9 protein-coding genes are annotated in these 12,865 nt (G+C 70.4%); all 9 read left to right on the top strand.

Features of this window, described 5'->3' with window-relative positions; translation table 11 throughout:
• Positions 1–121 precede the first annotated feature (121 nt).
• From ACWEVP_RS01610 to ACWEVP_RS01570, 9 genes are read left to right on the top strand one after another with little or no spacing between them, the layout of a single operon-like run.
• On the top strand, positions 122–1,279 hold the full coding sequence (locus ACWEVP_RS01610) for an ROK family protein (RefSeq protein ID WP_452060688.1): 1,158 nt from the start codon (positions 122–124) through the stop codon (positions 1,277–1,279).
• A complete protein-coding gene (locus ACWEVP_RS01605) occupies positions 1,276–2,775 on the top strand; it encodes a sugar ABC transporter ATP-binding protein (protein WP_452060687.1) in 1,500 nt (499 codons plus the stop codon). The genes ACWEVP_RS01610 and ACWEVP_RS01605 overlap by 4 nt, the downstream gene beginning before the upstream one ends.
• Positions 2,772–3,776, top strand: a complete 1,005-nt coding sequence (locus tag ACWEVP_RS01600; protein WP_452060686.1) for an ABC transporter permease — start codon at positions 2,772–2,774, stop codon at positions 3,774–3,776. The genes ACWEVP_RS01605 and ACWEVP_RS01600 overlap by 4 nt, the downstream gene beginning before the upstream one ends.
• A gap of 18 nt (positions 3,777–3,794) precedes the next feature.
• Positions 3,795–4,850, top strand: coding sequence for a substrate-binding domain-containing protein (locus ACWEVP_RS01595; RefSeq protein WP_452060685.1), 1,056 nt, complete (start codon positions 3,795–3,797; stop codon positions 4,848–4,850).
• A 28-nt stretch (positions 4,851–4,878) separates the two neighbouring features.
• Entirely contained in the window at positions 4,879–6,027 is a 1,149-nt protein-coding gene (locus ACWEVP_RS01590) for a Gfo/Idh/MocA family protein (protein ID WP_452060684.1), read from the top strand.
• The gene (locus ACWEVP_RS01585) at positions 6,024–7,028 is read left to right on the top strand and encodes a sugar phosphate isomerase/epimerase family protein (RefSeq protein WP_125315981.1); all 1,005 of its coding nucleotides are present in this window, start codon (positions 6,024–6,026) and stop codon (positions 7,026–7,028) included. The genes ACWEVP_RS01590 and ACWEVP_RS01585 overlap by 4 nt, the downstream gene beginning before the upstream one ends.
• 9 nt (positions 7,029–7,037) lie before the next feature.
• Positions 7,038–7,892 carry a TIM barrel protein gene (locus ACWEVP_RS01580; protein WP_452060683.1) on the top strand — a complete coding sequence of 285 codons (855 nt, stop codon included), beginning with the start codon at positions 7,038–7,040 and terminating at the stop codon, positions 7,890–7,892.
• A gap of 18 nt (positions 7,893–7,910) precedes the next feature.
• The gene (locus tag ACWEVP_RS01575; RefSeq protein ID WP_452060682.1) at positions 7,911–8,888 is read left to right on the top strand and encodes a multicopper oxidase domain-containing protein; all 978 of its coding nucleotides are present in this window, start codon (positions 7,911–7,913) and stop codon (positions 8,886–8,888) included.
• 11 nt (positions 8,889–8,899) lie between these two features.
• Complete coding sequence (locus ACWEVP_RS01570; RefSeq protein WP_452060681.1) at positions 8,900–12,847, top strand: ThuA domain-containing protein; 3,948 nt, start codon at positions 8,900–8,902, stop codon at positions 12,845–12,847.
• The last annotated feature ends 18 nt before the right edge of the window (positions 12,848–12,865 follow it).

Here is a 12,865-nt window from a genome sequence, read left to right as displayed (position 1 = left end):
GTCTATCCGGGTGAAAACCGGGCAATCCGCGACGTCATCACCTTGACGAGTGATGCGCGCCACCCTACTTTCGCTGCCTGAGCGACAAAGTCCGTCGATCAGCGACACAAGTGGGGGCACCGTGGCCGACACCAGGCGAGCCAACCTCGCCACGGTCTTGCGAGCCCTGCGCACCGGCCCCCTCTCGCGCACGCAGCTGGCGGCTCGCTGCGGGATCCCGAAGTCGGCTCTGCCCGGCCTGCTCGCCGACCTCGCCGCGCGCGGGCTGGTCCGGCCCGCCGGGGTGCGGCCCGGCAACGGACGGCCGAGCCGGCTGGTCGAACTGCACGGCGAAGACGCCTACGCGCTGGCGTTGAGCATCGAAGCCGACCGGTTGTCCGCGGTCGTCACCGACCTCACCGGCCGCACGCTGGCCGAAAGAGCCGAGAACGTCGACGTCGCCGCCCTCGGGCTGCCGCGGTGCATGGACGAACTCGCCCACCTCGCCCATCAGGTGCTGCCCGGTACCCCGGTCGGGGTCGCCGTCTCGGTGCCCGGGCTGGTCGACTCGGCCGCCGCCGTGCTGCGGCTCGCCCCGGCCCTGCGCTGGCGCGACGCCGAGATCGCCGGCCTGATGGCCGCCCGGCTGGGCCTGCCCGCCGAGGCCGTCGCCGTCGACAACGACGCCAACCTCGGCGCGCTCGCCGAGGCCGTCGACGGGGCCGGGAGCGAGCTGTTCTACCTCAGCGGCGGCACCGCCGTCGGCGGGGGACTCGTCTCCGGCGGCGCCGTCCTGCGCGGCGCGCGCGGCTTCGCGGGCGAGGTCGGGCACATCGCCGTCGACCCCTCCGGCGAACGCTGCTCCTGCGGCCGGACCGGCTGCCTGCAGACGAAGGCGAACCTGGCCGCGGTCCTGCGCGCGGCGGCCGCGCCCGGCGACCCGCTGCACGACCCCGGCCTCGGCGTCGGCGGCCGCGTCGCCCTGCTGACGCAGCGCGTCCGGCTCGGCGACCAGCGCGCGGCCACGGCGGTCCACGAACTCGGCGTCGCCCTCGGCGTCGCACTGTCCACTGTGGTCGACGTCCTCGACCCGGACGTCGTCGTGCTCGGCGGCTACTTCGCCGAGCTCGGGGACTGGCTGGTGGAACCGGTCCGCGTCGAGCTCGCCGCCCGGCCGCTGGGCCACGCCCGGATCGTGCCGTCCCGGCTCGGCCTGGGCGCTCCGCTGCGGGGCGCCGCGCACCTGGCCGCCGAACGGCTGTTCGCGAACCCGACGCTCGTCGAGGAGGCCACGGTATGACCCTGCTGTCCGTCCGCGGGATCGTGAAGACCTTCCCCGGCGTCCGCGCGCTCGACGGCGTCGACCTCGACGTCGAACCGGGCGAGGTGCACTGCCTGCTCGGGCAGAACGGCGCCGGCAAGTCGACGCTCATCAAGGTCCTCGCCGGCGCGCACCAGCCCGACACCGGCGAGCTCACCTGGCAGGGCGAACCCGTCACGCTCGGCTCGCCGGTCGACGCCCTGCGCCTGGGCATCGCCACCATGTACCAGGAACTCGACCTGGTGCCCGGCCTTTCGGTGGCCGACAACATCTTCCTCGGCCACGAACGCGCCCGCTTCGGCTTCACGCGCATCTCGCAGGCCCGCGACGAGGCCGCCCGCCTGATGGCCCGGCTCGGCCACCCCGGCATCCGGCCCTCGACCGAGGTCGGCAAGCTGTCCGCCGCCGGGCAGCAGCTCGTCTCGATGGCCCGCGCGCTCGCCCACGACGCCCGCCTGCTCGTGATGGACGAGCCGACCGCCGCTCTCGCCGGCGAGGAAGTCGACAACCTCTTCCGGATCGTCGGCGAGCTGACCGCGGCCGGCGTCGCGGTCGTCTACATCTCCCACCGGCTCGAGGAGCTGCGCCGGATCGGGCACCGGGTGACGGTGCTCAAGGACGGCCGGACCGTCGGCACCGGCCTCGACGCCCGCGCGACGCCGACCGCCGACCTGGTCGCGCTGATGGCCGGCCGCAAGGTGGAGACGGTCTTCGGGCCGCGTCACGACGGCCACGCCCGGCCGGAGACGGCCCTCGAAGTCGAGCACCTCTCCCGGCCGGGCGAGTTCGAGGACGTGAGCTTCACCGTCCACGCGGGTGAGGTCGTCGGCATCGCCGGACTCGTCGGTTCGGGCCGCAGCGAGCTGCTCGAGACGATCTTCGGCGCGCGCAAGGCCGACTCCGGAACCATCACCGTGCAGGGGAAACCGCTCGGCACCGGCAACGTCCGGGCCGCCGTCAAGGCCGGGATCGGGCTCGCGCCCGAGGAACGCAAGAGCCAGGGCCTGCTGCTGGACCTGCCGGTGGTGCACAACGTGACGCTGGCGAGCCTCGGCCGCTACGCCAAGCTCGGCTTCACCGAGCGCGCGAAGGAACTCGACGACGCCGGTGCGAGCCTGCGCCGCCTCGACCTGCGGCCCGCCGACCCGCGGCGGATCGTGCGCACGCTGTCCGGCGGCAACCAGCAGAAGGCCGTGCTCGCGCGGTGGCTGGTCCGCGGGTGCCGGGTGCTGCTGCTCGACGAGCCGACGCGCGGCGTCGACGTCGGTGCCCGCGCCGAGCTGTACCGGCTGATCGACGAGCTGGCCGCGACCGGCGTGGCGATCGTGCTGGTGTCCAGTGAGATCCCCGAGGTGCTCGGGCTGTCCGACCGGGTGCTGGTGCTGCGCGAGGGCCGCGTCCTCGCCGACCGGCGCTCGGCCGGGCTGACCGAGGCCGAGGTGCTCGACGTGATTCTCGAGGGGAGCGCGGCATGACCGAAACGCAAGCACCGCCACAGGAAGCGCTTCCCGCCGAACGGAAGCGGCGGTTCTCCTTCTCCGCCGACCCGCGGCTGCTCGGCCTGGCCGGCGTGCTCGTCGTGCTGTGCCTGGTCGGCCAGTTCACCCGGCCCGAGCTGTTCTTCACCGAAAGCAACATCTCGACGATCCTGCGGCTGGCCGCCGCGATCGGGGTGGTCAGCGTCGGGATGACGTTCGTGATCATCAGCGGCGGCATCGACCTGTCCGTCGGCTCGATGGTCGGTCTCGCCGGCGTCTGGCTCACGACGCTGGCCACGCAGTCGTACGGGCCGTGGGTGATGGTCCTCTGTGGACTCGCCGTCGGCCTCGGCTGCGGGCTGATCAACGGCGTCCTCGTGGCCTACGGCAAGGTCGTGCCCTTCATCGCGACGCTCGCGATGTACGTGTCGGCACGCGGGCTCGCCGAGCGGATCAGCGGCCGGCGCACCCAGGTCGTGGCCGACCAGGACTTCCTGGCCTTCTTCCGCGGCGGTTTCCTCGGCATCCCGACGCTGATCTGGCTGTTCGCGCTGGTGTTCGCGGTCGGCTGGGTCGTGCTCAACCGCACGACGTTCGGCCGCCGGACCTACGCGGTCGGCGGCAACGCCGAGGCGTCCCGGCTGGCGGGTATCAACGTCAAGCGGCACCTCGCGCTCGTCTACGGCGTGGCCGGGCTGTGCTGCGGGATCGCCGCGCTCATGGTCGTCGCGCGGACGACGGCGGGCGCGTCGACCAACGGCATGTTCTACGAGCTCGACGCGATCGCGGCTGTGGTCATCGGCGGCACGCTGCTGACCGGCGGCCGCGGCTCGCTCATCGGCACGCTCATCGGCGTGCTGATCTTCACGGTGCTGTCGAACATCTTCACGCTCAACAACCTGGACACCGACATCCAGAACATCGCCAAGGGCGTGATCATCGTGCTCGCCGTGCTCTTGCAGTTCCGGGCCAGGAAAGCCAGGACCGGTAGTCAGTAACCACCGATGGAGGCCGTCATGACCGAACAACCCTTCCTCGGCCGCCGGGGATTCCTGCTGGGCGGGGCCGCCGTCGGCGCGGGTGCGCTGCTGGCCGGCTGCACGTCGAACACGCCCGCGAACTCGGAGTCGAACGCGCCGGTCGCCAACGCGGGCTCCAACGCCCAGCCCGGCAAGCCGGTCACCATCGGCTTCTCCGCGCCCGCGGCCGACCACGGCTGGATCGCGGCGATCACCAAGAACGCCAAGGCGCAGGCGCAGAAGTTCAGCGAGGTGAAGTTCGACGCCACCGAGGGCACCAACGACGTCAACCAGCAGATCTCCCAGGTGGAGACGCTGATCAACGCCAAGGTCGACGTGCTGGTGATCCTGCCGTTCGACGGCAAGGCGCTCACCGCGGTCGGCCAGCAGGCGATGGACGCGGGCATCCCGGTGATCAACCTCGACCGCGTCTTCGACACGCCCCTGGCCTATAGAACCTGGATCGGCGGCGACAACTATCGGATGGGCGTCAACGCGGGCAACTACATCGCCGCGGAGCTCAAGAAGAAGAACGTCGCGAACCCGGTCATCGGCGAGGTCGCCGGGATCGACTCGCTGCCGCTGACCCAGGAACGCAGCAAGGGCTTCAAGGACGCGCTGGGGCGGGCCGGGTTCCAGGTCGGGCCGCGCGTGTCGGCGCAGTTCACCTCGGAGTCGGGCGAGCAGCAGACGGCGAACCTGCTGCAGGGCGCGCCCAAGCTGGACGCGCTGTGGAACCACGACGACGACCAGGGCATCGGCGTCAACGCCGCGATCGACACCGCGGGCCGCAAGGAGTTCATCATGGTCGGCGGCGCCGGCTCGAAGAACATGATGAACCTGATCAAGGCCGACTCCTCGCCGATCAAGGCGACCGTGCTCTACAGCCCGTCGATGGCCTCGACGGCGGTGGCCCTCGCGCGCCTGCTCGGGCAGCAGAAGGGGATCGGCGACCTGGCCGAGCACGACATCCCGGCCGAGATCACCACGTACTCGGCCGTGGTCACGAAGGAGAACGTCGACCAGTACCTCGACGTCGGCTTCGACTCCTGACCGTTTTCCCAGCAAACCAAGGAGGGGTATGAGCCCGGCACGGGAAACCATCGGGATCGGCATGGTCGGCCACGCGTTCATGGGTGCGGTGCATTCGCACGCCTGGCGCAGCGTCCACCGGTTCTTCGATCCACCGCTGGTGCCGCGACTCGCCGTCCTCGGCGGCCGGGACGAGGCCCGGGCCAAGGCCGCCGCGGCGAAGTTCGGCTGGGAGGACGTCGAAACCGACTGGCGGAAGCTCGTCGCGCGGGACGACGTCGGCCTGGTCGACGTCTGCACCCCGGGGGACAGCCATGCGGAGATCGCGATCGCCGCGCTGGAGGCCGGCAAGCACGTGCTGTGCGAGAAACCCCTGGCCAACTCGGTCGCGGAAGCCGAGGCGATGGCCGAGGCGGCGCGGCGGGCCCGGGACCGCGGGGTCCGGGCCATGGTCGCGTTCAACTACCGCCGGGTGCCCGCGCTCGCGCACGCCAGGAAACTCGTGGCGAGCGGGGCACTCGGCGAGATCCGGCACATCCGGTCGGTGTACCTGCAGGACTGGCTGTCGGACCCGCGGGCGCCGATGACCTGGCGGCTGCGCAAGGAGTCCGCCGGGTCGGGCGCGCTCGGCGATCTGGGCGCGCACATCGTCGACGCGGCCCAGTTCGTCACCGGAGACCTGATCACCGGCGTCTCGGCCTTGACGAACACCTTCGTCAAGCAGCGGCCGTCCGAAACCGGCGGCACGGACGACGTGACGGTCGACGACACCGCGTTGTTCCTGGCCCGGCTGTCCGGGGGAGCCGTGGCGACCTTCGAAGCGACGCGGTTCGCGCTCGGCCGCAAGAACGCCATGCGGCTGGAGATCAACGGCTCGAAAGCCAGCTTGGCGTTCGACTTCGAGTCGATGAACGAGCTCCAGTGGTACGAGGGCGGCGGGACCGAAGCCGGGTTCCGCCGGATCCTCGTCACCGAGCCCGACCACCCGTACGTCGGCGTGTGGTGGCCGCCGGGGCACCTGCTCGGCTACGAGCACACGTTCACGCACGAGGTCGCCGACCTGCTGGACGCCATCGGCGCGGGCACCGACCCCGCACCGAGCTTCGACGACGGCCTGCGCGTCCAGCGCGTGCTGGACGCCGTCGAGAAGAGCGCGGCCGCGCAGGCGGCCTGGACCGCGGTGGAGGAACCGAAATGAGCCGTCCCGTCACGTTGTTCACCGGCCAGTGGGCGGACCTGCCGTTCACCGAGGTCTGCAAGCTGGCCGCCGACTGGGGGTACGACGGCCTGGAAATCGCTTGCTCGGGCGACCACTTCGAAGTGGACCGCGCGCTGTCCGAAGAGGACTACGTGCCCGCGCGGCTGGCGTTGCTCGCCGAGCACGGGCTCAAGGTGTGGGCGATCTCGAACCACCTCGTCGGGCAGGCCGTCTGCGACGACCCGATCGACGCCCGGCACCGCGCGATCCTCCCGTCCCGCATCTGGGGCGACGGCGAACCGGAAGGCGTCCGGCAGCGGGCGGCGGCCGAAATGGCCGACACCGCGCGGGCGGCGGCGAAGCTCGGCGTGGACACCGTCATCGGCTTCACGGGGTCGAAGATCTGGAAGTACGTGGCGATGTTTCCGCCGGTCACGCGCGATGACATCGATGACGGTTACGCGGACTTCGCCCGCCGGTGGAACCCGATCCTGGACGTCTTCGACGAGGTCGGCGTCCGGTTCGCGCACGAGGTCCACCCGTCGGAGATCGCCTACGACTACTGGACGACCAAGCGCGCGCTCGAAGCCGTCGACCACCGGCCGGCGTTCGGGCTGAACTGGGACCCGTCGCACTTCGTGTGGCAGGACCTCGACCCGGTCGGGTTCATCCTCGACTTCGCCGACCGGATTTACCACGTCGACTGCAAGGACACGAGAAAGCGCTTCGACGGCCGCAACGGACGGCTCGGCTCGCACCTGGCCTGGGCGGATCCGCGGCGGGGCTGGGACTTCGTGTCCGTCGGCCACGGCGACGTGCCCTGGGAGGACTGCTTCCGGGCGCTGAACTCGATCGGCTACACCGGCCCGATCTCGGTGGAGTGGGAAGACGCCGGGATGGACCGGCTCCGGGGCGCGGCGGAGGCGGTGAAGTACCTGCGCGAGCACCTGTTCGACCAGCCGTCGGCGGCTTTCGACGCGGCTTTCAGCAACCAGAGATGAGGGAGTTCCATGTGCGGTGACCTGCCAGAAGACTACTCCCGACGCAAGTTCCTGAACGTGGCGACAGCGGCCCTCACCGTGGGGGCCGCGGCCATCGCGTTGCCCGGCACCGCGGCCGCCTCCCCGGCTCGCCGCCGCGTGCCGCTCGACAAGATCAGCATCCAGCTCTACTCCCTGCGGTCCCTGCTGCAGAACGACCCCGAAGGCACGCTGTCCGCGCTGGCGGACATCGGCTACCGGAAGGTCGAGCTGGCCGGGACGTACGGCCGCAGCGCCACCGAGTTCCGCGCCATCCTCGACCGGTGCCACCTCGAGGCCTCCTCGACGCACGTCGGCATCGACGGTGACCTGAACCAGGCGATCGCCGACGCGAAGGTCCTCGGCAACCGCTCCGTCGTGGTGCCCTACGCGAACTTCGGCACCATCGCCGAGTGGGAAGCCTTCGCGGGCCGGATGAACACCGCCGCGGTCGCGTTCAATAAGGCCGGGCTGAAGCTCGGCTACCACAACCACGACCACGAGTTCGCCCCGATCGGCGGCGTCGTGCCCTACGACGTGCTCACCGCGAAGACGGACAAGCGGCTCGTGCACCTGGAGATCGACCTGTTCTGGGCGGTGAACGGCGGCGCGGACCCGGTCGAGCTGTTCCGCCGCAACTACCCGCGCGTGAGGCAGTACCACGTGAAGGACCGGACCGCGGACGGGCAGATGGTCGACCCGGGCACGGGTGTCATCGACTTCCCGCGCATCTTCGCCGCGTCCTGCCACACCATCGGCGAGTACATCGTCGAGCACGACCAGCCGGCCGACCCGCTCAACACCGCGAAGGTCGGCTTCGAGTACCTCCGCACCGTGCGTTTCTGAGACCCCGGGGGATTTCGCATGCGAGTGTCACGTCGGTCGATGCTGGCCGGAACCGCCGCGGGCGTCCTCGTGCCCGCGGTCGGGATGGCCGACTCGGCCTACGCGGCGGGCCTGACCCGCCAGATCACGATCTACGCCGAAGCCCTGCCCGGCGGCCTCTACGGCTACGGCCTCGAGCCGGGCAAGGCCACGATCCCGGGGCCGCTGCTGGAGATCTACGAGGGCGACACCCTCGAGATCGAACTGGTCAACCGGACCGACCAGCGGCTGTCGATCCACCCGCACGGCGTCAACTACGACACCGGCTCCGACGGCGCCCCGCTCAACGCGTCGTTCAACAAGCCGGGCGAAACCCGCACCTACACCTGGAAGACACGCGCCCGCTACGACACCGGCAGCGGGTTCTGGATGCCGGGCAACGCCGGCTACTGGCACTACCACGACCACGCGATGGGCACCGACCACGGCACCGCGGGGCTCGCGCGCGGCCTCTACGGCGGGCTCATCGTGCGCAAGCGCGGCGACCTGCTGCCGAGCAGGCAGTACACCGTCGTGTTCAACGAGATGATGATCAACCACAAGATGGCGCCCGACACGCCGATCCTCGAGGCGCGGCTCGGCGAGCGCGTCGAATGGGTGTGCATCGGGTACGGCAGCCTGCCGCACACGTTCCACCTCCACGCCCACCGCTGGGCCGACACCCGCACCGGGATGCTCAGCAGCGCCGCTGACAACGCTGCCATCGTCGACAACAAGAACCTCGACCCCGGTAGCTCGTTCGGCTTCCAGGTGATCGCCGGCGAGGGCGTCGGGCCGGGGGCGTGGATGTACCACTGCCACGTCCAGACCCACTCCGACGGCGGGATGGTGGGCCTGTTCCTGGTCCGCAACCCCGACGGCAGCCTCCCCGAGGGAGCGCAGGAAGCGATCGACCGGTTCAAGCTGCATGACCACTCCGGGCACGACATGAGCCCCGATGGACGGACGCACGCATGAGGACGGGAGCTATGAGAAAACGGTGGTTCGGAAAGCGCGGGGCGCTCGTGCTCGCCATCGGCTCGGTCCTCGCGGCCGGGGCCCCGCTGATCACGATGCCGGTGGCGCAGGCCGCGCCCGCCGCGGTGAACGTGCCCGTCAACGTGCTGGTCTTCCACGGCGCGGCGGCGGATCAGAAGGACCCGGTGCTGCGCGGGGCCGACGCGATCGCGCGGCTGGGCACGGACAACGGCATCACGGTGACGGCGTCCTCGGACCCCGCCGTGTTCACCAACGCCAACCTCGCGAAGTACCGCGGGGTCGTCTACCTGTCCGCGCAGGGCGTCACGCTCAGCCGTGAGCAGGAAGGCGCGCTGCAGGCGTACATGAAGGCGGGTGGTGGTTTCCTCGGCATCTCCGACGCCGCCCGCGCGCAGGACTCGTCCCAGTGGTTCACCGGCCTGATCGGGGCTCGCCCGGTCGGCGCGCGCCCGACGCCCGAAGCGGTGGCGTCGGTGACCGCGAGCGCGGAGAACCCGCCGAACGAAACCAAGGAGAAGCTGGCCGACAACAACGAAAACACGAAGTGGCTGACGTTCGCCAACACCGGCTGGGCGGCCTACAAGATGGCCACGCCGGTCGCGGTCAGCAGCTACTCGCTGGTGTCGGCCAACGACTTCCCCGGCCGCGACCCGAAGAACTGGACCCTGCAGGGGTCCGCCGACGGGAGCACCTGGGTCGACCTGGACACGCGCACCAACGAGGTGTTCGGAGAACGGTTCCAGACCCGGACGTTCACCTTCACCAACACGACGGTGTACCCGAACTACCGGCTGAACATCACCGCGAACTCGGGTGAGCCGCTCATCCAGCTCGCCGACCTCAAGCTGTTCAAGGACACCTCGACGACCCCGCCGCCGCCCGAGCCGGCGCCGCAGCAGGCCGTCGTCGACGTCCTCGACGCGCAGCACCCGGCCACCGCCGGGCTGCCGCAGAACTGGACGCGCACCGACCGGTGGCTCAACTGGGAGACCAATCCGGTCGGCACCGTCCACACCGTCGCGCAGGTCGAAGAGAAGGGCTACAACCCGGGGGTCGGCGCGAACGGCGCGTTCCACCCGATCTCGTGGTGCCGCGACTACGACGGCGGCCGCTCCTTCTACACCGGCATGGGCCGCACCGAGGGCTCCTACGGTGAGGACCAGTTCCGCAAGCACCTGCTCGGCGCGCTGCGCTGGACGACCGGCATGGTGCGCGGCGACTGCCAGGCCGGCATCGCCGCGAACTACAAGGTCGAGCGGCTGACCGGCAAGAACGCGGCCGGGCAGCTCGACCAGATCGGCGAGCCGCACGGGCTGACCATCGCCCCGGACGGCAAGGTGTTCTACATCGGCAAGGCCGCCTGCCCGACCGGCCCGGTCGTCAGCTGGGACGACCCGAACGTCGGCCTCGGCTGCGGCACGATCCACCAGTGGGACCCGGTCACCAAGAAGCCCAAGCTGCTGACGACGTTGCGCGTGATGGGCAACCGGGGCAGCGGCGACGAGCTGGTCAAGAACGAAGAGGGCCTGCTCGGGCTGACGCTGGACCCGAAGTTCGCCGAGAACGGCTACATGTACGCCTACTGGATGCCGCACGAGTCGATCGACCGCGACAAGCGGATCGGCAAGCGGACGGTCTCGCGGTTCACCTACAACCTCACCGCGCAGACCCTCGACCAGGCCACGCGCAAGGACCTGCTGTCCTGGGACGTGCAGATCCACAGCTGCTGCCACGCCGGCGGCGGCATGGCGTTCGACAAGGACGGCAACCTCTACATCGGCTCCGGGGACAACAACTCCTCGGGCGGCTCGAACGGCTACTCCGGCAACAACTGGACGCTGGACTACAAGGGCATCTCCTTCCAGGACGCGCGCCGCACGGCGGGCAACACCAACGACCTGGACGGCAAGATCCTGCGCATCCACCCGGAGCCGAACGGGACCTACACCATCCCGCAGGGCAACCTGTTCCCGAACGGGCCGGCGGACAAGACGCGCCCGGAGATCTACGTGATGGGCGTCCGCAACATCTCGCGGCTGCAGATCGACCCGGTGCACAACTGGATGACCGCGGGCTGGGTCGGCCCCGACGCGTCCTCGCCGAGCCCGGAGCTGGGCCCGGCGAAGTACGAGACGGCGACCATCATCACCGAGGCGGGCAACCACGGCTGGCCGTACTGCATGGGCAACCGGCAGCCCTACCGCGACCGCAGCAGCACCAACGCCGCCGAGCTGACCGGCTGGTACGACTGCGACAACCCGGTGAACACCTCGCCGCGCAACACCGGCCTGGTGAACCTGCCGCCGATCAAGGACAACATGATCTGGTACTCGCCCGACGGCGGTGGCCCGGTCTTCCCGAAGCGGCCGGGCTCGTCCATCCCGACGTACGTCGCGGCGGACGCCACCTACACCCAGCCGTACCTGCGGGGCGGCGGCCAGGCGGTCATGTCCGGGCCGACGTACCACCGTTCGCTGGTCAACACGAACAGCGGCGTCGCGTGGCCGGCGTACTGGGACAACAAGTGGTTCATCGGCGACGAGTCGAACGCGCAGAACCGGGTCGCGGTGACCGTCGACCCGGCGGGCGTGCCGACGCACCAGCCGCCGGTGTTCGCCGAGACGTTCCGGCAGATCATCCCGGGCGGCTCGGGGGACACGCGGGTGCAGAGCTGGATGGACGCCAAGTTCGGGCCGGACGGCGCGCTGTACGTGCTCGACTACGGCAACGGGTTCTTCTCCCTGGACGCCAACCAGAAGCTGCTGAAGATCAGCTACACGGGTGGCGCGGCGACTCCCGCCCCGGCGGCGGCGTCGACGATGGTGCAGAACAAGGCGCTGACGGCGGCGTTCACCGGGTCGAAGTCCGGTGGTGTGTCCTACCGCTGGGAGTTCGGCGACGGCTCGGTGTCCACCCAGGCCGACCCGCGGCACACCTACCCGCGGACCGGGATCTACACCGCCAAGCTGACCGTGACCTACGCGGACGGCGAAGCGGTGACCACCCGGACCTCGGTGAACGTCGGCTGCGTGGTGGCCGACCCGAGCCCGGTGGTGACGCTGGGCGACACCATCACGAAGGTGGTCAACCGCAACGCCGGCGGTGGCTGCACGGTGGACGACTTCCTCGACGACGAAGGCGTGTGGACCACCCACGCGGCGTTCGTCAACCACGTCGAGCAGGCCACCGAGACGCTGTCCGACCTCGGGGTGCTGAACGACTCCGAGGTGGCCGAGCTGAACGCGGCGGCCGAAGCGTCGCCGATCGGGAAGGCGGGCACGACGGGCTACGAGGCGCTGTTCGACGGCACGGCGGCGTCGCTACGGGCCTGGGAGCAGGCACCGTCGGGACAGTTCACGTTGCAGCCCGACGGGTCGATCCGCTCGGCCGGCGGGCTGGGCATGCTCTGGTACGCCCAGCGGCAGTTCGGGAACTTCTCCGTGAAGGTGCAGTTCAAGGACATCGCCCCGGACGGGTTCCGGGCCAACAGCGGCGTGTTCGTCCGGTTCCCGGATCCGCGGACGCCACTGGACCAGCGGCCGCCGGGCAGCTGCGGCACGGTCGGGTCGGCACGGGACTCGCAGGCCTGGGTGGCCATCTACTGCGGCCACGAGATCCAGATCTACGACGGCGACACCGGTGAGCCGCAGAAGACCGGGTCGGTCTACAACTTCGACCCGCGCCCGCTCGACCAGGCGGGTGCGCGGCCGAAGGGAACGTGGAACGAGTACGAGATCAAGGTCGTCGGGCAGCACTACACGATGATCCGCAACGGCGTGGTGATCAACGAGTTCGACAACACGCCCGGCCAGCAGTCGTCGCGCGCGGGTGACCCGCCGACCGACCTGCGGCAGTTCGTCAGCGGGTTCATCGGGCTGCAGAACCACAGCGACAACGACCTGATCGAGTTCCGCAACATCCGGGTGCGGCAGCTGTAGCGCGAAGGGGGCCGGGCG

The organism is Amycolatopsis sp. NPDC003865 (assembly GCF_053605345.1).
The sequence above is the reverse complement of the archived record's forward strand: the minus strand, read 5'-3'. Positions and strand labels throughout refer to the sequence as shown.